The organism is Pseudomonas sp. NFIX28 (genome assembly GCF_900107395.1).
Classification (GTDB): domain Bacteria; phylum Pseudomonadota; class Gammaproteobacteria; order Pseudomonadales; family Pseudomonadaceae; genus Aquipseudomonas.
In genome coordinates this window covers 514,044-536,681 of sequence record NZ_FNPW01000002.1, presented here as the reverse complement: position 1 = coordinate 536,681, position 22,638 = coordinate 514,044, and the positions used below count along the sequence as shown (strand labels likewise).

The 22,638-nt window shown below is 62.9% G+C and carries 22 protein-coding genes; 8 read left to right on the top strand and 14 right to left on the bottom strand.

Features of this window, described 5'->3' with window-relative positions:
* The first annotated feature begins 4 nt into the window (after positions 1–4).
* Positions 5–454, top strand: a complete 450-nt coding sequence (gene cadR / locus BLV20_RS05940) for a Cd(II)/Pb(II)-responsive transcriptional regulator (protein WP_092298274.1) — start codon at positions 5–7, stop codon at positions 452–454.
* 145 nt (positions 455–599) lie between these two features.
* Here cadR and BLV20_RS05935 read toward each other — a convergent pair whose 3' ends face one another.
* The 3 genes from BLV20_RS05935 to BLV20_RS05925 form a co-directional block, all read right to left on the bottom strand.
* Positions 600–1,571, bottom strand: a complete 972-nt coding sequence (locus BLV20_RS05935; protein ID WP_092298271.1) for a thymidylate synthase — start codon at positions 1,569–1,571, stop codon at positions 600–602.
* 48 nt (positions 1,572–1,619) lie between these two features.
* Positions 1,620–2,441: a prolipoprotein diacylglyceryl transferase gene (gene lgt, locus BLV20_RS05930; RefSeq protein ID WP_092298268.1), complete on the bottom strand. Its 822-nt coding sequence runs from the start codon at positions 2,439–2,441 to the stop codon at positions 1,620–1,622.
* A gap of 79 nt (positions 2,442–2,520) precedes the next feature.
* A complete protein-coding gene (locus BLV20_RS05925) occupies positions 2,521–3,303 on the bottom strand; it encodes a sulfite exporter TauE/SafE family protein (RefSeq protein WP_092298265.1) in 783 nt (260 codons plus the stop codon).
* 122 nt (positions 3,304–3,425) lie between these two features.
* Here BLV20_RS05925 and BLV20_RS05920 point away from each other — a divergent pair, with 122 nt between their 5' ends.
* A complete protein-coding gene (locus BLV20_RS05920) occupies positions 3,426–4,172 on the top strand; it encodes an NRDE family protein (RefSeq protein ID WP_092298262.1) in 747 nt (248 codons plus the stop codon).
* A 97-nt stretch (positions 4,173–4,269) separates the two neighbouring features.
* Here BLV20_RS05920 and ptsP read toward each other — a convergent pair whose 3' ends face one another.
* Positions 4,270–6,549: a phosphoenolpyruvate--protein phosphotransferase gene (gene ptsP / locus BLV20_RS05915; RefSeq protein WP_092298259.1), complete on the bottom strand. Its 2,280-nt coding sequence runs from the start codon at positions 6,547–6,549 to the stop codon at positions 4,270–4,272.
* Between the two features lie 22 nt (positions 6,550–6,571).
* Positions 6,572–7,051, bottom strand: coding sequence for an RNA pyrophosphohydrolase (locus tag BLV20_RS05910; protein WP_007927344.1), 480 nt, complete (start codon positions 7,049–7,051; stop codon positions 6,572–6,574).
* A gap of 143 nt (positions 7,052–7,194) precedes the next feature.
* On the opposite strand from BLV20_RS05910, the gene BLV20_RS05905 reads away from it, so the two are divergent.
* Positions 7,195–7,851 carry a histidinol-phosphatase gene (locus BLV20_RS05905; protein ID WP_092298256.1) on the top strand — a complete coding sequence of 219 codons (657 nt, stop codon included), beginning with the start codon at positions 7,195–7,197 and terminating at the stop codon, positions 7,849–7,851.
* 80 nt (positions 7,852–7,931) lie between these two features.
* Here the strand turns inward: BLV20_RS05905 and BLV20_RS05900 are convergent, their stop codons facing one another.
* Both BLV20_RS05900 and ilvA read right to left on the bottom strand, forming a co-directional pair.
* Complete coding sequence (locus BLV20_RS05900) at positions 7,932–8,360, bottom strand: DUF2269 family protein (RefSeq protein ID WP_092298253.1); 429 nt, start codon at positions 8,358–8,360, stop codon at positions 7,932–7,934.
* A gap of 40 nt (positions 8,361–8,400) precedes the next feature.
* Positions 8,401–9,915, bottom strand: a complete 1,515-nt coding sequence (gene ilvA, locus BLV20_RS05895; RefSeq protein ID WP_092298250.1) for a threonine ammonia-lyase, biosynthetic — start codon at positions 9,913–9,915, stop codon at positions 8,401–8,403.
* A gap of 279 nt (positions 9,916–10,194) precedes the next feature.
* Here ilvA and rpiA point away from each other — a divergent pair, with 279 nt between their 5' ends.
* Both rpiA and BLV20_RS05885 read left to right on the top strand, forming a co-directional pair.
* A complete protein-coding gene (gene rpiA, locus BLV20_RS05890) occupies positions 10,195–10,866 on the top strand; it encodes a ribose-5-phosphate isomerase RpiA (RefSeq protein WP_092298247.1) in 672 nt (223 codons plus the stop codon).
* Positions 10,867–11,166: 300 nt separating this feature from the next.
* Positions 11,167–13,119 carry an autotransporter domain-containing protein gene (locus BLV20_RS05885; protein ID WP_092298244.1) on the top strand — a complete coding sequence of 651 codons (1,953 nt, stop codon included), beginning with the start codon at positions 11,167–11,169 and terminating at the stop codon, positions 13,117–13,119.
* Positions 13,120–13,300: 181 nt separating this feature from the next.
* Here the strand turns inward: BLV20_RS05885 and BLV20_RS05880 are convergent, their stop codons facing one another.
* The 4 genes from BLV20_RS05880 to BLV20_RS05865 form a co-directional block, all read right to left on the bottom strand.
* Positions 13,301–14,212, bottom strand: coding sequence for an SdiA-regulated domain-containing protein (locus tag BLV20_RS05880; RefSeq protein ID WP_092298241.1), 912 nt, complete (start codon positions 14,210–14,212; stop codon positions 13,301–13,303).
* A 118-nt stretch (positions 14,213–14,330) separates the two neighbouring features.
* Positions 14,331–15,260, bottom strand: a complete 930-nt coding sequence (locus tag BLV20_RS05875) for an SdiA-regulated domain-containing protein (protein ID WP_092298238.1) — start codon at positions 15,258–15,260, stop codon at positions 14,331–14,333.
* A gap of 175 nt (positions 15,261–15,435) precedes the next feature.
* A complete protein-coding gene (locus tag BLV20_RS05870; protein ID WP_092298235.1) occupies positions 15,436–16,101 on the bottom strand; it encodes a fumarylacetoacetate hydrolase family protein in 666 nt (221 codons plus the stop codon).
* A gap of 55 nt (positions 16,102–16,156) precedes the next feature.
* The gene (locus BLV20_RS05865; RefSeq protein ID WP_092298233.1) at positions 16,157–17,551 is read right to left on the bottom strand and encodes an FAD-binding oxidoreductase; all 1,395 of its coding nucleotides are present in this window, start codon (positions 17,549–17,551) and stop codon (positions 16,157–16,159) included.
* Positions 17,552–17,754: 203 nt separating this feature from the next.
* Between BLV20_RS05865 and serA the strand changes: the two genes are divergently transcribed.
* Positions 17,755–18,984 (top strand): phosphoglycerate dehydrogenase, encoded by a 1,230-nt coding sequence (gene serA / locus BLV20_RS05860; RefSeq protein WP_092298230.1) that lies wholly within the window; start codon positions 17,755–17,757, stop codon positions 18,982–18,984.
* Positions 18,985–19,046: 62 nt separating this feature from the next.
* Here serA and BLV20_RS05855 read toward each other — a convergent pair whose 3' ends face one another.
* Complete coding sequence (locus BLV20_RS05855; protein ID WP_092298227.1) at positions 19,047–19,481, bottom strand: DUF4399 domain-containing protein; 435 nt, start codon at positions 19,479–19,481, stop codon at positions 19,047–19,049.
* A 133-nt stretch (positions 19,482–19,614) separates the two neighbouring features.
* Here BLV20_RS05855 and BLV20_RS05850 point away from each other — a divergent pair, with 133 nt between their 5' ends.
* Entirely contained in the window at positions 19,615–20,388 is a 774-nt protein-coding gene (locus BLV20_RS05850; RefSeq protein WP_092298224.1) for a transporter substrate-binding domain-containing protein, read from the top strand.
* Positions 20,389–20,497: 109 nt separating this feature from the next.
* Here the strand turns inward: BLV20_RS05850 and BLV20_RS05845 are convergent, their stop codons facing one another.
* Positions 20,498–20,980 (bottom strand): 2-thiouracil desulfurase family protein, encoded by a 483-nt coding sequence (locus BLV20_RS05845; protein WP_092298221.1) that lies wholly within the window; start codon positions 20,978–20,980, stop codon positions 20,498–20,500.
* 2 nt (positions 20,981–20,982) lie between these two features.
* The gene (locus tag BLV20_RS05840; protein ID WP_092298218.1) at positions 20,983–21,615 is read right to left on the bottom strand and encodes a 2OG-Fe(II) oxygenase; all 633 of its coding nucleotides are present in this window, start codon (positions 21,613–21,615) and stop codon (positions 20,983–20,985) included.
* 171 nt (positions 21,616–21,786) lie between these two features.
* Between BLV20_RS05840 and BLV20_RS05835 the strand changes: the two genes are divergently transcribed.
* Positions 21,787–22,539, top strand: a complete 753-nt coding sequence (locus BLV20_RS05835; RefSeq protein ID WP_092298215.1) for a DUF2059 domain-containing protein — start codon at positions 21,787–21,789, stop codon at positions 22,537–22,539.
* Positions 22,540–22,638 lie beyond the last annotated feature (99 nt).

Here is a 22,638-nt window from a genome sequence, read left to right as displayed (position 1 = left end):
CGCGATGAAAATTGGCGAGCTGGCGAAACTGACCGACTGTCAGGTCGAAACCATCCGTTATTACGAGCGCGAAGGCCTGCTCCCGGAGCCGGCCCGCAGCGAAGGCAATTACCGCCTGTATACCCAGGCCCACACCGAGCGGCTGACCTTCATCCGCAACTGCCGCAGCCTGGACATGACCCTCGAGGAAATCCGCAGCCTGCTGGACCTGCGCGACAGCCCGCAGGGCCAGTGCCAGAGCGTCAATGCGCTGATCGACGAGCATATCCGCCACGTCAAGGCGCGGATCGACGGCCTGCTGGCCTTGCAGACACAACTGATCGACCTGCGCCAACGCTGCAGCGAAGGGCCGGACCTGGATCAATGCGGGATTTTGCAGCGCCTGGAAGTCAGCGGATCGGTGGCGCCCAGCGAAGCCGAGGATTCGCACGTCGGCCGTAGTCACGGCCATTGAAACATCCCCGCCGGGGCGAGCTTGCTCGCTCCTATCGAGGCAGTAGCGACCACCTGGGGCGTGCTCTTCGGGATGGCTAGAAGGCCCTGCGGGCCTTATCGCAGACTGCGGCAGCGGCTATGGGAGCCGCCGCCGGGTGTATCGATCAGACCGCCATCGGCGCGGTCATTGGCGCGTGGTGCTCGTAGCCTTCGAGCGAGAAGTCGCTCGGCTCGACCTTTTCCAGCCACTCCGGCTGGTACACGCCGGTCTTGGCGAACTCCGGTACGCGGTCGGAAATCACCAGCTTCGGCATCGGGAACGGCTCGCGCTTGAGCTGTTCGTTGAGCATGTCCAGGTGGTTTTCGTAGACGTGGGCGTCGCCGATGAAATAGGTGAACCAACGCGGCGTGTAGCCGGTCAGGCGGCCGATCAGGCTCAGCAGCGCGGCGCCTTCGGTAAGGTTGAACGGCGTGCCCAGGCCCAGGTCGTTGGAGCGGATGTAGAGGGTCAGGGAAATTTCCTTCGTCTCGACATTCGGGTGGAACTGGTACAGCAGATGGCACGGCGGCAGGGCCATTTCATCGAGCTGGGCGCAGTTCCAGCCGTGGAACAGAATGCGCCGGCTGCCCGGGTCCTTGATGATGGTGTCAACGCACTGGCGCACCTGGTCGATGGCCTTGTACAGCACCACATAGGCCTGGCCGTTTTCCTCGCCCTCGGCGATCTGCCGGTAGCCCTGGGCCAGGGTCTGCTCGATGGCGGCCGGGTTGCTCAGGGGGATCTGCTTGTACGCCGGCCACTTGCGCCATTGCACGCCGTAGATCTCGCCCAGGTCGTCTTCGCCCTGGCGGAAGGGGTTGGCCAGCCACTGCGCGTTTTCGTTGGCGTTCTGGTCCCAGACCTTGCAGCCCAGGGCACGGAATTCGGCGGCATTGTTCACGCCACGGAGGAAACCGCACATCTCGCCGATGGCCGACTTGAAAGCCATCTTGCGGGTGGTGATCGCCGGGAAACCTTCTTTCAGGTCATAACGCAGCATCGCGCCGGGAAAGCTGATGGTGTTCACGCCCGTGCGGTTGGCCTGCTTGGTGCCGTTCTTGATGACGTGGGCGACCAGATCGAGATATTGCTTCATGTATTACCTGTGTCCTTGAAGGCAGGGCTTGCGCCCTGCGATCCGAATTTAAAGCGCGGCGTCTTTCGCCACCGGGGCCGCTGGAGCGCGACGGTAGGCCAGCCAGATCAGGAACAGGCCGCCAATGATCATCGGCAGGCACAGCACCTGGCCCATGGTCAGCCAGTTCCACGCCAGATAGCCCAGCTGCGCATCCGGGACCCGGACGAACTCGACGATGAAACGGAAAATACCGTAAAACAGGGCGAACATCCCGGAAACCGCCATGGTCGGGCGAGGTTTGCGCGAGAACAGCCAGAGGATGAGGAACAGCGCCACGCCTTCCAGGGCGAACTGATACAGCTGCGAAGGATGGCGCGGCAGCTGGGCCGGGTCGCTGAACGACGGGAAGATCATCGCCCATGGCAGGTCGGTCGGCTTGCCCCACAGCTCGGCGTTGATAAAGTTGCCGATACGCCCGGCACCCAGGCCGATCGGCACCATTGGCGCGACGAAGTCCATCAGCTGGAAGAACGACTTACCGTTCTTCTTGCCGAACCACAAGGCCGCGAGCATCACCCCGATGAATCCGCCGTGGAACGACATGCCGCCTTTCCAGACCTCGAAGATCAGCATCGGGTTGGCCAGGTAGGCGCTCAGGTCGTAGAACAGCACATAGCCCAGGCGCCCGCCGACAATGACCCCCATCGACATCCAGAACACCATGTCGGAGAGCTTCTCCTTGGTCCAGGTCGGGTCGAAGCGGTTCAACCGGCGCGACGCCAGCAGCCAGGCGCCACCGATGCCGATCAGGTACATCAGGCCGTACCAGTGAATTTTCAGCGGACCGATGGCCAGGGCCACCGGGTCGATCTGCGGGTAAGGCAGCATTGCGACTCCTCGTTAGAGTGAAACTCGATTTGCGCCGGGACCATGTCACGCGCGGATTAAGCCAGGATTGCGAAACCGGTCAGAGCAGGAATGTCAGGCCGACCACAAACAGCAGGGCGGCGAACAAGCGCTTCAACAGGCGCGGCGACAGCCGATGGGCCAGTCGCGCGCCGAACCGGGCAAAGACCATGCTGGTCAGGGCGATGCCCAGCAGTGCCGGCAAATACACAAAACCCAGACTATGAGCCGGCAGCAACGGATCATGCCAGCCCAGAATCATGAAACTTATTGCACTGGCCACGGCAATCGGCAAGCCGCAGGCCGAGGACGTGGCCACCGCCTGCTGCATCGGCACGCTGCGCCAGGTCAAAAATGGCACGGTCAGCGAGCCGCCACCGATGCCGAAAATCGCCGAAGCCCAGCCGATCACACTGCCGGCCAGGGTCAGCCCCAGCTTGCCGGGCACGTCGCGACTGGCCTTGGGCCGCAGGTCGAGGGTCATTTGCAGGGCCACCACCAGGGCGAAGACGCCAATGATTTTCTGCAGGTTCGGCCCGGAGATCGCTTCGGCGGTGAGCGCCCCGAACCCGGCGCCGAGCAGGATGCCCAGGGTCATCCAGGCAAAGATCGGCCAGCGCACCGCGCCTCTGCGCTGGTGTTCGCGAACCGCATTGACCGAGGTGAAAATGATGGTCGCCAGCGACGTGCCGACCGCCAGGTGGGTCAGGATCGACGGATCGAAACCTTGCAGGGTGAAGCTGAACACCAGCACGGGAACGATGATGATGCCGCCACCTACGCCAAACAGGCCGGCCAACACGCCCGCGCAGGCCCCTAGCAGCAGATAGAGCAGAAATTCCATGAAGGCATCCCGAAAAGAGAGCGGCATGGTAACGGAAGCATGCCCTTCGGCTCCACTGGATGGCGATGGATACCCAGCCGATCTGTGCGTAAAGTGAGCAAAAACACAAAAGGGACCACCTGATGTGCTTGATCGTATTCGCCTGGCGGCCGGGCCACGCCGTGCCGCTGATCGTCGCGGCCAACCGTGACGAATTCTACGCCCGCCCCAGCCTGCCGCTGGGGCAATGGCCCGAAGCCCCGGAGATCTACGCCGGCCGCGATCTCGAAGCAGGCGGCACCTGGCTCGGCCTGGGCGCCGACGGACGCTTCGCTGCCCTGACCAATATCCGCAATCCGCAGCAACCCCCGGCACGCCGCTCGCGAGGCGAGCTGGTGGCGCGCTTTCTTAACACAAAGGCGTCGATAGACGACTATTTCTCCGATGTTGTCGGCCGATCGCCGGAATACGCCGGCTTCAACCTGCTGGTCGGCACCCACGAACAGCTCTGGCACTACAACGCCCACGACCCGGCGCCGCAACAACTGGGCGCTGGCGTGTATGGCGTGTCGAATGCCGGGCTCGACACGCCTTGGCCCAAGTTGCTCAAGGCCAAGGCGGCGCTACGGGAAGTACTGGACGATCCACAGCCGCAAGCGCTGCTGGCGTTGCTCAGTGATGCGCAGACCGCACCTTTTGCCGAGCTTCCCGATACCGGGGTCGGCCTGGCCACCGAGAGCCTGCTGTCGAGCGTGTTTATCGCCAGCCCCAGTTATGGCACGCGAGCCAGCACGGCGCTGATCGTCCGGGCCGATGGTTCGCGGCATATCGTCGAGCGCAGCTTCGGCCCTTATGGCGGGCATCTGGGAGAGGTGGAGCTGAAGATCTAGCGGCGCTTGCCGGGACGCTATCGCAAGCAAACCCGCTCCGGCAGAGAGGCGTTGGCCCCGGTGAATCTGCAGGAGCGGGCTGGCTCGCGGGTCGTTCTTAAAGGGTCTTGGCCGACGCCGGGTTGATCATCCGCGCCAGGCCCAAGTTCTTCAGCGCCAATTGCAGCGAGCTGTGGATAACTTGCGGATTGTCGATGGTCATCAGCTCGGCCAGCAGTTCCTTGGCCTTGCTGAGATTGATCTGACGCAGCATCCACTTCACTTTCGGCAGGTTGGTGGCGTTCATCGACAGGCTGTCGAAGCCCATCGCCATCAGCAGCACCGCGGCCGCCGGGTCACCGGCCATCTCGCCGCAGATACTCACCGGCTTGCCCTCGGCATGGGCGTCCGTCACCACGGTCTGCAAGGCTTGCAGCACCGCCGGGTGCAGGTAGTCGTAGAGATCCGCGACCCGTGGGTTGTTGCGGTCCACGGCCAGCAGGTACTGGGTCAGGTCGTTGGAGCCGACCGAAAGGAAATCCACCTGGCGTGCCAGCTCCTTGGTCTGGTACACCGCGGCCGGAATCTCGATCATCACCCCGACCGGCGGCATCGGCACATCGGTGCCTTCGTCACGCACTTCGCCCCAGGCGCGGTGAATCAGGTGCAGTGCTTCTTCCAGTTCATGGGTGCCGGAGATCATCGGCAAAAGAATGCGCAGGTTGTTCAGGCCTTCGCTGGCCTTGAGCATGGCGCGGGTCTGGACCAGGAAAATTTCCGGATGGTCGAGGGTGACGCGAATGCCGCGCCAGCCGAGGAATGGGTTGTCTTCCTTGATCGGGAAATACGACAGTGCCTTGTCGCCGCCGATGTCCAGGCTGCGCATCGTCACCGGTTGCGGATGGAAGGCCGCAAGTTGCTCGCGATAGATCGCCAGTTGCTCCTTTTCGCTGGGGAAGCGCTGGTTGATCATGAACGGTACTTCGGTGCGGTACAGGCCCACGCCTTCGGCGCCGCGCTTCTGCGCCCGCGCCACATCCGCCAGCAGGCCGGTGTTGACCCACAGCGGCATGCGGTGACCGTCCAGGGTGACGCACGGCTGGTCGCGCAGCGCATCCAGGCCCTGGGCCAGTTGCCGCTCTTCCTCGACCACATCGGCGAATTGTTTGCGCAGCACGTCGCTGGGGTTGGTGTAGACCTCACCGTGGTAGCCGTCGACGATCATCTGGATGCCGTCGACCTTCGAATACGGCAGGTCGACCAGGCCCATCACCGTCGGGATCCCCATGGCCCGGGCCAGGATCGCCACGTGGGAGTTGCCCGAACCCAGTACCGAGACCAGGCCGACCAGCTTGCCTTCCGGCACCTCGCCGAGCATCGCCGGCGTCAGTTCTTCACTGACCAGGATGGTGTTGTCGGGATAGACCAGGGTTTGCTGGCGCTCTTCCTGCAGGTAGGCCAGCAGGCGGCGGCCCAGGTCCTTGACGTCGGACGCCCGCTCACGCAGATAGGCATCGTCCATCAGTTCGAAACGGTTGACGTGATCGGTGACCACCTGGCGCAACGCGCCCTGGGCCCATTGGCCGGTCTTGATCACGGTGGTCACTTCGCTGCCCAGGGAGGCATCGTCGAGCATCATCAGGTAGACGTCGAACAACGCCCGCTCTTCGGGGCGCAGCTGGGTGGCGAGCTTTTCCGACAAGGTGCGCATGTCGGCGCGCACGCCTTCGATGGCAGTCTTGAACAGCGCCAGTTCGGCGTTGATGTCGGTAATGCTCTTGTCAGGCACCACGTCCAGGTCGGCCGGCGGCAACATCACCACCGCGGTACCGACCGCGGCGCCCGGCGAGCCGGGTACGCCGACGAACTTGGCTTCCTGGATGCCCTTGCCCTGGCGGCCCAGGCCACGGATCGAACCGGTGGCTTCGGCGTGGGCAATAACGCCCGCCAGCTGGGCACTCATGGTCACCAGGAAGGCTTCTTCGCCCTCGTCGAACTGGCGACGCTCCTTTTGCTGGATGACCAGGACGCCGACGACGCGGCGGTGGTGAATGATTGGCGCGCCGAGGAAGGAGGCATAACGCTCCTCGCCGGTCTCGGCAAAGTAGCGATAGCGCGGGTGGTCAGCGGCGTTTTCGAGGTTCAGCGGTTCTTCGCGCGTGCCCACCAGGCCGACCAGACCCTCGTTGGGTGCCATGCTGACCTTGCCGATCGAGCGCTTGTTCAAGCCCTCGGTGGCCATCAGGACAAAACGATTGGTCTCTGGATCCAGCAGATAGACCGAGCAGACCTGACTGCCCATGGCCTCTTTGACGCGCAACACAATAATCCCCAACGCCGCCTTGAGATCCTTGGCGGAGTTAACTTCCTGGACGATCTTGCGCAGCGTATTGAGCATGGCTCGGGGTCGAACTCCGTCGTCAGTCGCGCGCTAGAAGGCGCGGGGCAAGCTCTTTGAGAGCGCGGCGATAAACCTCGCGCTTGAATGTCACCACCTGGCCCAACGGATACCAATAACTGACCCAGCGCCAGCCATCGAACTCCGGTTTACCGGTCAAATCCATCCGCACCCGCTGCTCGTTGGAGATCAGGCGCAGGAGAAACCATTTCTGTTTCTGGCCGATGCACAGCGGCTGGCTGTGGGTACGGACCAGGCGTTGCGGCAAACGATAGCGCAACCAGCCCCGGGTACAGGCGAGAATTTGCACATCTTCGCGCTCCAGGCCTACTTCTTCGTTCAACTCGCGGTACAGAGCGTCTTCCGGTGTTTCTTCGGGGTTGATCCCCCCTTGCGGAAACTGCCAGGCATCTTGATTGATACGGCGAGCCCATAGCACCTGGCCGGCATCATTCGTCAGAATGATCCCGACATTGGGGCGGAAACCATCGGGGTCGATCACGGCAACAACCTCGCAAACGCATGTCGCCGCATTGTTCCACAAAGGTTGTGAAAGCAGCAACGAGGCTTCCTACCTTATGTGCACTCTTGTGAAAAGACCGTATTCTGATCGCCTTTTTTCAGACTTATCAGCGAGTAACCGTGATGCGCCTGGCTTTATTCGACTTGGACAACACCCTTCTGGGCGGCGACAGTGACCACGCCTGGGGCGACTACCTGTGCGAACGAGGCTTCCTCGACGCCGTCACCTACAAGGCCCGCAACGACGAGTTCTACCAGGACTACCTGGCCGGCAAGCTCGACAATGCGGCGTACCTGAACTTCTGCCTGGAAATTCTCGGCCGCACCGAGATGGACGTGCTCGACCAATGGCACCGCGACTACATGCGCGACTGCATCGAGCCGCTGCTGCTGCCCAAGGCCGCGCAACTGCTGGCCAAGCACAAGGCCGCCGGCGACAAGCTGGTGATCATCACCGCCACCAACCGCTTCGTCACCGCGCCGATCGCCGAACGCCTGGGCGTGGAAACCCTGATCGCCACCGAGTGCGAGATGCAGGACGGCCGCTACACCGGCCGCAGCACCGACGTCCCGTGCTTTCGCGAAGGCAAGGTCACCCGCCTGACTCGCTGGCTCGAGGAAACCGGTCATAGCCTGCAAGACAGCTACTTCTATAGCGACTCGATGAATGACTTGCCGTTGCTGGAGTTGGTAGCGAACCCGATCGCGGTGGATCCGGACCCGAACCTGCGGGCGAAGGCCGAGCAGCTTGGCTGGCCGGTGATCAGCCTGCGCGATTGAGGAAACCATCGCGAGCCAGCGTGCGTCTACAGCAATCTCTGCAGGCACACGCTGGTTCGCGGCAACAGGCTAAATGCCGATCAGGCCGGCTTGGCGCCCATCAACCCGGCAATGGCGAAAAAGCACACGAAGCTGAACACCGCCAGCGCCAGGGTGAACTTCGGATTGCCCACGCCCGCGGCCATCCGCACGCGATTGAGCCGCGCCAGCAGCCAGAAACAGCTCAAGGCTCCGACGGTGTAGATCACGCTGGACGCCAGGATCCAGGTCTGCCCCAGCGACCAGCCCGTCAGGTGCACCAGCCACCAGCCACTGAACGGCAGACTGGCCAGGCAAATCACCAGCAGCAGCCAGACGAACACCAGGGGCCGGCGCAACAACCGGCCATAGATGCTCGTGTCGCCCTTGCCGCGAGCGCGCCAGACCCAGCCTCCCAGCCCCAGCGCGCTGCCCAGCAGCAACACGGTGGCCAGGATATGGACGGTTTTGAGGACGTTCAGCGTTTCCATGTAATCGACTCCTTGAGGCCTTGCCCACCAGCGTAGCCGTTCAGCCGAGGAACAGCTGATACGCCGGGTTATCACTCTCGTCCCAGTACGGGTAACCGATTTCCGCCAGCGCCGCCGGCACCAGGTGGCGCTCGTTCGCCGGCACTTGCAGGCCCGCGACCACCCGGCCATCGGCCGCGCCATGGTTACGGTAATGGAACATCGAGATGTTCCAGCGCCCGCCCAGCTTGTTGAGGAAGTTGAACAGCGCGCCCGGACGCTCCGGGAACTCGAAGCGGAACACCACTTCGTCGCTGACCCGCACCGCATGGCCACCGACCATGTGGCGAATATGCAGCTTGGCCAGTTCGTTGTCGGTCAGGTCGGTCACCGGGAAGCCCTGTTCGGACAGGCTGGCGATCAGTGCGCTGCGCGGATCGTTTTCCGGATGGGTCTGCACGCCCACGAAGATGTGCGCTTCGCTGCCGGTGTGGTAGCGGTAGTTGAATTCGGTGATCTGGCGCTTGCCAATGGCTTCGCAGAACGCCTTGAAGCTGCCCGGCTTCTCCGGAATGGTCACGGCGATGATGGCTTCGCGGCCCTCGCCCAGCTCGGCGCGCTCGGCGACGTGGCGCAGGCGGTCGAAGTTGACGTTGGCGCCGGAGTCGATGGCCACCAGGGTCTGCCCGCTGACACCGCGCTGCTCGACGTACTTCTTGATCCCGGCCACGCCCAGGGCGCCCGCCGGCTCGGTGATGGAGCGGGTGTCGTCGTAGATATCCTTGATCGCCGCGCAGATCTCGTCGGTGGTGACGGTGATCACTTCATCCACATAGTTCTTGCAGATGTCGAAGGTGTGCTGGCCGATCTGCGCCACGGCGACGCCATCGGCAAACAGGCCCACGGTCGGCAGCACCACGCGCTCGCCGGCGGCCATCGCCGCTTGCAGGCAGTTGGAGTCGTCCGGCTCGACGCCGATGATCTTGATTTCCGGCCGCAGGTATTTGACGTAGGCGGCGATCCCGGCGATCAGGCCACCGCCGCCGACCGGCACGAAGATCGCATCCAGCTGCCCGGGGTGCTGGCGCAGGATCTCCATCGCCACGGTGCCCTGCCCGGCAATGGTGTGCGGATCGTCGTACGGATGGATATAGACGTAGCCTTTTTCATCCACCAGCTTCAGCGAATAAGCCAGGGCTTCCGGAAAGGAATCGCCGTGCAGCACCACTTTGCCGCCACGCGAACGCACGCCTTCGACCTTGATTTCCGGGGTGGTCTTGGGCATCACGATGGTCGCCTTCACCCCCAGCACCTTGGCCGCCAGGGCCAGGCCCTGGGCATGGTTGCCAGCCGACGCGGTGACCACGCCACGGGCGCGCTCCGCATCGCTGAGCTGGGTCAGCTTGTTGTAGGCACCGCGGATCTTGAACGAGAACACCGGCTGCAAGTCTTCGCGCTTGAGCCAGACCTGATTGCCCAGCCGCTCGGAGAGCTGGCGGGCAGTCTGCAACGGGGTTTCTACGGCAACGTCATAAACGCGCGAGGTGAGGATCTTTTTGACGTACTGTTCGAGCATCGGAAAGCATCACTGAGCGGGTTGGGCAGGGCCAGCGAGTCTAACCCAGCGTTTGCCCGAGCGACCACACCTGTAGGAGCGCGGCTTGCCCGCGACAGCGATCTTACTGCCAATATTTATGCTGGATGTGACGACCTCTTCGCGGGCAAGCCTCGCTCCTGCAGTTAATCAGCTGCCTGGAGCGTGCATTTGACCCGCCAATCGGGCAATGACCTTCCCCATCGCCAGGCCTATAATGCCGGCCTTTCCGTTCCCTCCTTGCCCGCTTCCGGAGCCCGCATGACCCAGGATCAACTCAAACAGGCCGTGGCCCAGGCTGCCGTCGACCTTATCCTCCCGAAACTCGATGACAAGAGCATCGTCGGGGTCGGCACCGGCTCCACCGCCAACTGCTTCATCGACGCCCTGGCCCAGCACAAGGCCGCCTTCGATGGCGCGGTCGCCAGCTCCGAAGCCACCGCGGCGCGCCTCAAGGGCCACGGGATCCCGGTGTATGAACTGAACACCGTCAGTGACCTGGAGTTCTACATCGACGGCGCCGACGAAAGCGACGAGCACCTGCACCTGATCAAGGGCGGCGGCGCGGCCCTGACCCGCGAGAAGATCGTCGCGGCAGTGGCCAAGACCTTCATCTGCATCGCCGACGCCAGCAAGCTGGTGCCGGTGCTGGGCGCCTTCCCGCTGCCGGTGGAAGTGATCCCGATGGCCCGCAGCCACGTGGCCCGCGAGTTGGTGAAGCTGGGCGGCGACCCGGTCTACCGCGAAGGCGTGATCACCGATAACGGCAACATCATTCTCGATGTGCACAACATGCAGATCACCAATCCCGTGGAGCTGGAAGCGCAGATCAACGCGATTGTCGGCGTGGTCACCAACGGCCTGTTCGCCGCCCGTCCGGCCGACGTGCTGCTGCTGGGCACCCGCGAAGGCGTGAAGACCCTCACCGCCTGATGTTCCAGTTTTCGCCCCTGCCGCAATGGCGGGGGCGAAAAGGCCGTGCGCCATCCCGTCCCGCTCCTCCCTCCCGCACCAACTTCGCCACTACTGCTACTTTTCGCAGCATTTCGCCGCAGAAATATCCGGATTCGCGCACCAGGTCTCAATCCGGCCCACGACTTGCGGTATCAAATCCGTTACAAATTACCGCCAGGCGACGTTCGATTTAAGCAATGCGCCAATACAGGGTCGCCCAAGGAATGAGGCGCGCATTGTGCAACTGCTCCCGTTTTTCATCTCTCAAGGAAGATCCCCGTGCTCAAGCCCCTCACGCTTGCCGTCAGTCTCGCCAGCGTTTTGCTGTCCACCCAGGCCCTCACCTATGAATATGGCGAACACGCGGCCACCACCCTCGACAAACTGATCAACGACTACCCCGGCCGCTATCGTGGCACCGCCAACTTCGCCGGTGCCGCCGACTGGATGCAGAGCCAGATGGGCAGCGCCTACGACATCAGCCGCCAGGACTTTTCCTGGACTGCCGGCGGCAACAGCCGCAGCTCGCAAAACGTGGTGGCCTACGCTGCCGGGACCAAGCCGCAATACGTGGTGGTCGGCGCGCATTTCGATACCTATTTCGGCCGCCCTGCCCTGCAAGGCCTGGACGACAACGGCTCCGGCGCCAGCGTGCTGACCGAGATCGCCCGCAACCTTGGCGGGCTGCAACTGGAAAACGGCCTGCAGGTGGTCGGCTTCGGCGCCGAAGAGGAAGGCTTGCGTGGCTCCAAGGCGTTCGTCGACTCGCTCAGCGCCAGCCAGCGCGCCAACATGCTGGCCATGATCAACCTCGACAGCCTGATCACCGGCGACATGATGTATGCCCACGCCGGACAAAACAGCAGCGCCAACCCGGCCCTGGCCTCCCTGCGCGAACACACCTTGCAGATCGCCCGGGAACTGCGGATCGACCTGTTCACCAACCCCGGCCTGGACCCGGCGTATCCCGCCGGCACCGGCTGCTGCAGCGACGGCGAAGCCTTTGAAGAGCTGAACATCCCGATTCTCTATGTCGAGGCCACCAACTGGGAAATCGGCGACCTGGACGGCTACACCCAGACCACCAACCCGGCCATCCCCGGCGGCTCCACCTGGCACGATCCCGCCGAGGACAATCAAACCGTGCTGACCAACGCCTTTGGCCAGGAGCGTATCGACCAGCGCCTGCGCGATTATTCGCGCCTGCTCAGCCGCCTGGTGCTGGAACTGACCAATGCCGACCTGCTGGCCTCCACCGCTTCCGGCGGCGCCGTGGCGCGCAACCAGCAGGACCATCTGCAACGCCAGCATCAGGCCATGGTGCGGCTGCACGACCGGCGCTGGCTGACCTTGCAGGCGATGGGCCGGGAAGTCGGCAGCTTCGACGGGGAAATCGGCATCGACGGCGAATACAGCCCCGACAGCGGTTTCGACAGCGCGCCCAATCCCGAGGCGCGTCGGCTGGGGGTGCATGCCCTGGGCGACTATCAGCTCAGTTCGAGCCTAAACATCGGCGCCAGCCTCAGTTACCAGAACGGCCGCGACGAACTCGAGCACCGCGGCGAACTCGACAGCGACACCTGGCAGGCCGCGGTTTATGCCTTGCTCAACGACGGCGGCCCGCAATGGCTGGCCGGCGACCTGAGCGTGGGGCGCACACGCTTCGAATCCAAGCGCAACCTGGTGATCCAGGCCAACGGCGGCCCGGTGCTGCTGAACCAGAAACTCACGGGCGACACCGACGCCCTGACCCTGGGTGCTCGTCTGCTCGGCGGTTACGACTTCGACTTCGGCGCGATCAAGAGCGGCCCGTTCGCCGGCCTGGATTACACCCACTACCGTATCGACCAGTTCCACGAGAAGCAGGACCTGCGCACGGCCTTGAGTTATGAGGAGCAGTCGTTCGATTCGCTGGAAGCCAGCCTCGGCTGGCGCGTTCGCGGCGCCGTGGCCTTGCCTTACGGCATGAGCCTGCTGCCGTACGGCGATCTGGCCTGGGTCAAGGAATTGGGCGATGGCCGCCTGGACGACCTGGACCTGACCAGCCACGCCGACGATCAGGTTCGCGTGGCCCGCCTGGGCGGCGTGGACAAGAGCTTCGGTCGTGCCCAGCTCGGCAGCCAACTGGCGATCACGCCGCAGTTGGGGCTGTATGCCGAGGTCAACGGCCGGCTCGGTCATGCCGAAGGCAGCCAGACCGGCTATTCCCTCGGCGTGCAGTGGCAGTTTTAAGCGCTAGCCTGTAACCGATCCTTGTAGCCGCTGCCGAGCTTGCGAGGCTGCGATCGAGGACGCAGTCCTCGCCGATCCGGTGCATGCGGAGTGTCTGGGAGGATGGGGGTTGCCGGGTTTACGGCCGCTGCGCGCCCGGGCGCAGCCTCGCGGGCTCGGCAGCGGCTACAGGGCTACAGGGTTACTGGGCGGGCTTCTTGAAGACGTAGAACAGGTTCGGCTCACTGACCAGGTACAGGGTGCCGTCGTCGTCCATGGCAATGCCTTCGGCTTGCGGCACCGTCGCCTGCAACCCTTGCCGCCCCTTGCGCAGCGACATGGTGCTCAGGGGCCGGCCATCCACATCCAGCTCCAGCACCAGCCAAGACTCATCCGAGAGCGCCAGCAGATGCCCGGTACGCTCGTCGTATTGCAGGCTGGACAGGTCACGCACGAACAGCCCGGCGTCGCGCTTGGGGTTGTTGACCACATGCACCGCGTAGGACTTCTCCGGGTCGTAGTGCGGGAAGCCCTTGACCTCGTAGATCAGCATCGGGTCGCGCTCCTTGGCGACGAACAGGCGCTTGCCCACCGAATCGTAGGCCAGGCCCTCGAACCCCTTGTTGCCGCTCATGTGCACGCCGAGGGTCATTTGCTCCGCGTCCGCGGCGTCGAGGAACACTGTGTCTTCTTCCAGATGAATCTTGATCAGCCGCTGCTGGCGCTCGTCGGTGATCACATAGGTGTCGGCGCTGATGAACTCGACCGCCTCCGGATCGCCGAAACCGGTCAGGGCGATGCGCCGCAGAATGCGCCCGTCGAGCGACAGCTCGATCAGCTCGGAATTCTTGTTGGTCACGGTGAACAGGCTTTTGCGCACCGGGTCGTAGGTCAAGGCAGAGACGTCATCCAGGCCTTCGATCTTTTGCGCTTCGAGGGTCACCCGATAGTCATCAAGGCCAATGGCATCGGTGTTGACCGGTTGTGACATGACCCGCCAGTTGAACCACAGGCGTTCGAAATAGCGGTGGTGCTGCGCGGCAACGCCCAGCAGCACCAGCACGAGAAAACAAAGGAGGAGGAACAGCGGTTTGGGATAAGCGAGTCGGTACATGCTGGCAAGCTCAAAAATACAAATCAGGCGGATGAAATATCACGACTGGATGAATTTAAACTTAATCGCAGCGGGCGTATGTCGGATTTACGGCTTTTTGCCAGCAGACACTTCTGATTCAGTGCTTCTCGAAGCGATAAAACAGGTTGGGCTCGCTGACCATATACAGGTTGCCCTGATCGTCCATGGCCACGCCCTCGGCCCGCGGAATGGTGCCTTTCAGACCGTTGAAACCGCCCAGCAATGTCATGAAGCTCACCTGCTCGCCGGTTTCGTCCAATTCCAGCAGCATGTGCGAGTTGGAGGACAGCACCAGGGTATGGCCGGTGCGCGGATCGATGTTCAGGGCAGACAGGTTGCGCAGGTCCAGCTCATCGCTTTCCAGCTTCTGCTTGTCGCCCTTGAGGGTCTGGCTGCCATCGCTGCTCCAGGTGAACAGCGCCGGTGGACGCTCCTCGCCAAGCAGCAACTGCTGCTTGCGCGGGTCCCAGGCCACGGCTTCGAACGCCTTGTTCTGGTCCGGCGAAGGGCCCAGGTCGTATTGCGGGAAGTCGGAAATATTCAGCTCGCGGGTGTTGGCATCCACCTTGACGATGGTCAGCAGGTGATCGCGCTCATCGACAATCCCCAGCAGGCCGTTTTCCATGACGGTCACCCCTTCCGGATTGCTCCAGCCCACCAGCGGCATCTTGCGCAGCACATCGCCCTGCAGGTTCAGCTCGACCAGGAACGGGTTCTTGCCCATCACCGAAAACAGCGTCTTGGTCTGCGGGTTGTAGGTCAGGTCGGAGGCCTCGTCTTCTTCCATGCCCGGCAGCACCTTGGCATCGATGACCGCGCGGTAATCCGGCAGCCAGACACTTTCCTTGCGCTCGGTCGGCGTTTCGAAGCCTTCCAGCACCCAGAGCAGGCCACGATCATCCCAATGCATGGCGATCGAAATGCCATACATCACCACGCCCGTCAGCAGCAGCCAGGAGTACCAGCGCATGGCGAACAGGCCACGGCGGCGAACAGTTTGAAGCTCGGGGGTGTGAGGCGTGGACATGGGGAGCGTTCCAGAAAACCAGCTATGGGTAATAGCACATCGGGGCAGGCTCAGACGCCTGGAATCCGGAAATTATCCAGACCGGGTGTGAAAAAAACGGCAAAACGTCAGAAATATCTTATTTAGCTAGAGAGACCCGCCCATTGCAGGCGGGCCTCGCGGTAAAACCGGTGGGTCAGCCCACGCGACTTTCGAAGCGGCTGACGCCCGGCAGCTCCAGCACCAGCTCGTCACCCACATTCAAGGGGCCGACGCCCACCGGCGTGCCGGTCAGGATCACGTCGCCCGCCTGCAGGGAAAAGCAGCCGGCCATGTACTGGATCATCGGCACGATCGGGTTGAGCATGTTGCTGCTGTTGCCGTCCTGACGGACTTCGCCGTTGATGGTCAGGCGAATATTGATATCCGCCAGGTCGGGAAAGGTACTGCCGACCACGAACGGCGCCAGCACGCAGGCGCCATCGAAGCACTTGGAGATTTCCCAGGGCAGCCCCTTGGCCTTGAGCTCGGCCTGCTTGTCGCGCAGGGTCAGGTCCAGGGCCGGGGCGAAACCGGAGATGGCATCCAGCACTTCTTCGCGGCTGGGCTTGGTCGACAATGGCTTGCCGATCAATACCGCGATTTCCGCCTCGTAATGCACGGAGCCGCGCTCGGTAGGAATGGCAAAGCCGCCTTCGAGCGGCACCACGCAACTGCCCGGCTTGATAAACAGCAGTGGTTCGGTCGGCACCGGATTGTCCAGTTCCCTGGCGTGCTCGGCATAGTTGCGCCCGATGCACACGATCTTGCCGACCGGAAAATGAATACGGGTACCGTCGACATATTGGTGCTGATAGCTCATTACCGACTCCTGCTCGTTTGGTTCATCAGGTACCGCTGCTGGATCGACCCTTGGGTCACACAGCGAAAATCTTGCCCGGGTTCATGATGCCGTTCGGGTCGAACACCGCCTTGACCGCCTTCATGTAGTCGATTTCCGCCGGCGAACGGCTGTAGACCAGGTAATCGCGCTTGGTCATGCCCACGCCATGCTCGGCGGAAATCGAGCCGTTGTATTTCTCGACCGTTTCGAACACCCACTTGTTCACGGTGGCGCACTTGGCGAAGAACTCGTCCTTGCTCAGGTTGTCCGGCTTGAGGATGTTCAGGTGCAAGTTGCCGTCGCCAATGTGGCCATACCAGACCACTTCGAAGTCCGGATAGTTTTGGGCGACGATCGCGTCAATATCCCGCAGGAACGCCGGAACTTTCGATACCGTGACCGAAATATCGTTCTTGTACGGCGTCCAGTGGGAAATGGTTTCGGAGATGTATTCGCGCAGTTTCCACAGGTTCTGCAGTTGCTGCTCGCTCTGGCTCATCACGCCGTCGAGCACCCAGCCCTGTTCCACGCAATGCTCGAAGGTGGCCAGGGCGTCGTTGGCCACATCCTCGTTGATGGCTTCGAACTCCAGCAGCACATAGAACGGGCACTGGGTCTCGAACGGCGCCGGCACGTCACCGCGCCCGAGGATCTTGGCCAGGGCCTTGTCGGAGAAGAATTCGAAGGCGGTCAGGTCGAGCTTGCCGTGGAAGGCGTGCAACACCGGCATGATCGAGTCGAAATCCGGAGTGCCGAGCACCATCGCCGTGAGGTTCTTCGGCGCACGCTCCAGGCGCATGGTGGCCTCGACCACGAAACCCAGGGTGCCCTCGGCGCCGATGAACAGCTGGCGCAGGTCATAGCCGGTGGCGTTCTTGATCAAGTCCTTGTTCAGCTCCAGCAGGTCGCCCTTGCCGGTAACGACCTTCATGCCGGCCACCCAGTTGCGGGTCATGCCGTAGCGAATCACTTTGATCCCGCCGGCATTGGTGCCGATATTGCCGCCAATCTGACTGGAACCGGCGGAAGCGAAGTCCACCGGGTAATACAGGCCGTTTTCTTCGGCGAGGTCCTGCAACTGCGCGGTCACCACGCCCGGCTGGCAAACGGCGGTGCGGTCGGTCAGGTTCAGGTCGAGAATCTGGTTCATGTAATCGAACGACACCACCACCTCGCCATTGGCCGCCACGGCAGCGGCCGAGAGGCCGGTCCGGCCGCCGGACGGCACCAGCGCGACCTGGTGCCGGTTGGCCCAGCGCACGATGGCCTGGACCTGCTCGATGGTCTTGGGAAAGACGATGGCGCTCGGCGCCGGGGCGAAGTGTTTGGTCCAATCCTTGCCGTATGTATCGAGGGAGTCGGTATCGGTGAGGACTTTGCCGGCCTCGACCAAAGTCTTCAGCTCATCAATCAGCGCAGGATTGGTCATCGACAGAACTCTCGAACAATTCATGGTCATCCTGAGAACGCTTCACGTCGCAGGAACGAGTGTTTCGCGGGGTCCGTATGCTAGCATACGCCCCCCGCAGAATAGTGCCGAAGGGCGTTCTGCGGCGACGGCTTTCCTGCCGTCCGGGTCAGCATCTGTTGACCATTTCCTGCCATTTTTCTCCGGGACACAGGTTTACGCAGATGAGCAAGACTTCTCTCGATAAGAGCAAGATCAAGTTCCTTCTTCTCGAAGGCGTCCACCAATCGGCTGTCGACGTCCTCAAGGCCGCGGGCTACACCAGTATCGAGTACCTCACCGGTTCTCTGCCGGAAGCCGAGCTCAAGGAAAAGATCGCCGATGCGCACTTCATCGGCATTCGCTCCCGCACCCAGCTGACTGAAGAGATCTTCGATCACGCTAAGAAGCTCGTTGCCGTAGGGTGCTTCTGCATCGGCACCAACCAGGTCGACCTCGACGCGGCTCGCGAGCGCGGTATCGCCGTGTTCAACGCGCCGTACTCCAACACCCGTTCCGTAGCCGAACTGGTGCTGGCCGAAGCAATCCTGCTGCTGCGCGGTATCCCAGAGAAGAATGCCTCCTGCCACCGTGGCGGCTGGATCAAGAGCGCGGCCAACTCCTTCGAGATCCGTGGCAAGAAGCTGGGTATCGTCGGCTACGGCTCGATCGGCACCCAACTGTCGGTCCTGGCCGAAGGCTTGGGGATGCAGGTGTTCTTCTACGACACCGTGACCAAGCTGCCGCTGGGTAACGCCACCCAGGTCGGCAACCTGCACGAGCTGCTGGGCATGTCCGACATCGTGACCCTGCACGTTCCGGAAACCGCTGCCACCCAGTGGATGATCGGCGAGAAGGAAATCCGCGCCATCAAGAAAGGCGGCATCCTGATCAACGCCGCTCGCGGCACCGTGGTCGAGCTGGACCACCTGGCTGCAGCGATCAAGGACAAGCACCTGATCGGCGCCGCCATCGACGTATTCCCGGTGGAGCCACGCTCCAACGATGAAGAGTTCGAAAGCCCGCTGCGTGGCCTGGACAACGTGATCCTGACCCCGCACATCGGCGGCTCGACTGCCGAGGCCCAGGCCAACATCGGCCTGGAAGTGGCGGAGAAGCTGGTCAAGTACAGCGACAACGGTACTTCGGTATCGTCCGTGAACTTCCCGGAAGTGGCCCTGCCGGCTCACCCTGGCAAGCACCGCCTGCTGCACATCCACGAGAACATCCCGGGTGTGATGAGCGAGATCAACAAGGTCTTCGCCGAAAACGGCATCAACATCTCCGGTCAGTTCCTGCAGACCAACGAGAAAGTTGGCTACGTGGTGATCGACGTCGACGCCGAATACTCGGAGCTGGCGCAAGAGAAGCTGCAACACGTCAACGGCACCATCCGCAGCCGCGTGCTGTTCTAAGCGCTTGTTGCCAATAAAAAAGGGAGGCCTTCGGGCCTCCCTTTTTTGTTTGCCGCCCGCGATTACTTGACGATGACGGTGATCTTTTCCGAAACGATCGGCGGGTCGAACGGCACGTGGTTCTTGTCGCCCAGCTCCAGCTGCAAGGTGTGCTTGCCCGGGGCCAGGGTCACTTCGGTTTCGGTCTGGGCCTTGCCGAAGTGGATGTGCTGGGCGTCGGCCGGGATCGGCATGTTCTCGGCCGGCAGCTTGTCGACGTCGATCAGCAGGTGGTGGTGCCCGGTATGCGGAGTCTGGTCGCCGGCGGGAGCCAGGGAAATATCACTGACGCCGAACTTGACCTTGAAGGTCTTGGCCACGGTATCGCCATTGACCGGGGTGACGATGAACACGGATGCACCTTCCGGCGCCTTGGTGCGAGGCATATCCGCAGAAGCCAGCATCGAGACCCCCAGCAGCAGGCCGGTCAACGCAGCACGAGATATAAAGGTTTTCATTCTATTCTCCAGTTTTTCCGCAAAATCGGTACGGTTATGACAACTTCGTGGCATATCGTTGTCGAAGGGCAATCAACACCATAGCAAAGCGAGCCTGAACAGCGCATCGCACATATAAATTCAAGGAGTGACCATGCGTTTCCTGCCTGGCCTGATACTTTTGCTACCTCTTGTGAGCACTTACGCTCAAGCCGAATTGATCGACGACGTGAACGATCGCGGGGAACTGCGTATCGCCCTGGAAGCCAACACCCCACCCTTCAACTTCAAGGAAGACGGCAAGCTCACCGGTTTCGAAGTCGAGCTGGGCCAACTGCTCGCCCGGGAACTGGATGTGCGGGCGGACTTCGTGGTCGCCGACGCCGCCGACCTGCTGCCTGGCGTCGAAAGCGGGCGTTACGACATCGCCATCAATCACGTAGCAATGACTCCGGAACTCAAGGATCGTTTCGACTTCAGCGAACCTTACAGTTATTCCAGCGCACAGTTGATCGTGCGCAAGGAAGAAAAGCGCACTCTGGGCAGCCTGCAGGCGCTCCAGGGCCAGGCGCTGGGCGTGGCCCAGGGCAGCCAGTTCGTCGAGCAGGCCCGCACCGTTGAAGGCATCGACCTGCGCAGTTACCCGAACGCCCAGCAACCCATCAAGGACGTGGCCGACAAGCAGCTCGACGCCGCCATCAGCGACCGCCTGCTGATCCCCTACGCCATTCGCGACAGTCAGTTGCCGGTGAAGGAAGGCGCCAAGGTCGGGCCGACGCTGAGCCTGGCGATCCCGTTCCAGAAAGGCAATCCGGCGTTCCAGGCGAGCCTCGACGGCGCGCTGCAGCGCATCAAGGCCGATGGCCGGCTGATGGCGTTGTCGGAAAAATGGTTCGGCATGGATGCGAGCAAGCCGCCCAAGCCTTGATGCTGTAGCCGCTGCCGCAGGCTGCGAAAGGTCCGCAGGACCTCAGCGATATCACGTTCGCCACGGCCGTACCGGCCGATCGCAGCCTGCGGCAGCGGCTACAGGAGTATTAAAGCGCCGCGAGCGCGGCGGCGGCCTCGGCCAGTTCCAGCTCGCTGAACACCTGCACCCCGGCCCGCTTGAGCAAGGCGGCGGTGACGCCCTCGCCGCTGACCTTGACCCCACTGAAACTGCCATCGTAGGTCAGCAGGTTGCCGCAGGACGGGCTGTTGGCCTTGAGCACGGCGATGCAGATCCCGTGTTGGCGCACCAGTTCCAGGGCCTGCCGGGCGCCGCTGAGGAACTCGGCGCTGACATCCTCGCCCTCGCTGGTGATGACCTGCGCCAAGCCATCGAGCACTTCACCGCCCTGCCCGCCGGGGATTTCCGCGGCCGCCCGTGGCGTCGGCAAGCCACCGGCGACTTCCGGGCACAGCGCAACCACCCGGCCTTCGGCCTGCCACCTCGCCAGTTGCTCGAACGGCCCGCTGGCAGCCCCGTCGTAACGCACGCGATGGCCCAGCAGGCAGCGACTGACGAGGATCTTGTGCATGGTCAGAACGGCTCGTTGCCACGGCGACGGAACCAGCCCGTCAGGGACAGGCGTTCCCGGGTCGCGGGCAGGACTTCATGGGGCACCTCGCCGGAGAGGAACACCACCAGCCGGCCGCCGGCGGGGTCCACGTCGTACTCGGCCGCGCCTTCGAAATACATGCGCAACTGCCCGCCCTGCTCGGGCAGCCAGTCCTGGTTGAGGTAGATCACCGCCGACACCATGCGCCGGTCATCGTCGCGGAAACGGTCGACGTGCTTGAGGTAGAACGCTCCCGGCGGGTACAGGGCGAAATGGCTTTCGAAGTCCTCCAGGCCGAGGAACAGCCCGCGGTTCAAGGCTTCGCGCAGGCTGTCCATCAACCCCAGGTAGGTATCGCAGCAGTCGGCTTGGCCGGGCTCGAGCCACTGGATGTGATCGCCGCGAATACCCTCGCGAATCTCCTGCGCCGGGCCACGGCCAACCGCCGCCGGCGCCAGCTCGCCTTCGGCCGCGCGTTTACGGCACTCGGCCGCCAGCTCCAGGGTCAGGGCTTCTGGCAGGAAGATGTTCTGCTGCGACCAGCCACGGGTGGCCAGGTCATCGACAATACGTAACAGCAGCGGGTGATCAGAGGGTATTTGCATGGCGCGCATAGTATCCACACCCAGATGAATCCGACAGATCCGCGAGAGAATTCTGACCAAGCAGCCTGGCGCTGTTTGCGTTCGTCGTCCGATCGGACAGTTTGCGCACGGAAGCTGATACGAATTCTCGACAACCATCGCCGTGCCCCGGAGAATAGTGGGCTGCCGACAGGAGTCCCTATGCGCCGTTTGCTTTTTTCACTGTTGATGTTCTGTGTATTGCCCGCCTGGGCAAACGGCCATGACCAGCTGTACAAGGTCGCCGGCTGGCCGGAACAACGCGCGCATTTTAACGATGCCCTTATCGCCGCCCAGCAGCGTTATCAGAATAGCCTGCCGCCGGCGGTCTATCAGGCGCTGGTCAATAACAGCAACCAGCGCTTCGCACCGCAGGCCATGGACCGCCGTGCCCAGGCGCAGCTGCGGCAGAAACTCGCCGATCCGCAACCGGCCCTGGCGTTTTTCCAGTCGCCGCTGGGGCGCAAGATCGTCGCCGCCGAACTGCTGGCAACCCGCCGCGACCAGCTGGCGAAAAATGCCCAGGGCTTGCCGAAGATGCAGGCCAGCGATACCCGTCAATTGATCATCGGCCACCTCGCCCAGGCACTGCCGGCCCGTGAAGCCGGCGCCGAGGTCAGCCTGGCGATCGCTGGCGTGGCCGCCGACAGCCTGAGCCAGATGATCCCCGGCCTGCTGGGCGCCGGCCAGGCCCAGAACATGCTCAACGGCCAGCGCCAGCGGCTGATGGCGCAAATCGGCAACGACCTGAACAACACCTTGCTGTACGTCTATCGCGACCTGTCCGATCCGGAGCTGGAAGAGTTCGCCAACTTCGCCGAGTCCGCCGAAGGCAAGGCCTATTACCAAGCCGCCCTGGCCGCGATCCGCGCCGGGCTGGCTGTCGGCCAGAGCACCTCGAGCCTCGCCCCCTGACCCCGTAGCCGCTGGCGAAGCCTGCGATCGAGCGCAAAGCGGTCGTGCTCTTGAGATCCTTGAAGGCCCTGCGGGCCTTATCGCAGCCTGCGGCAGCGG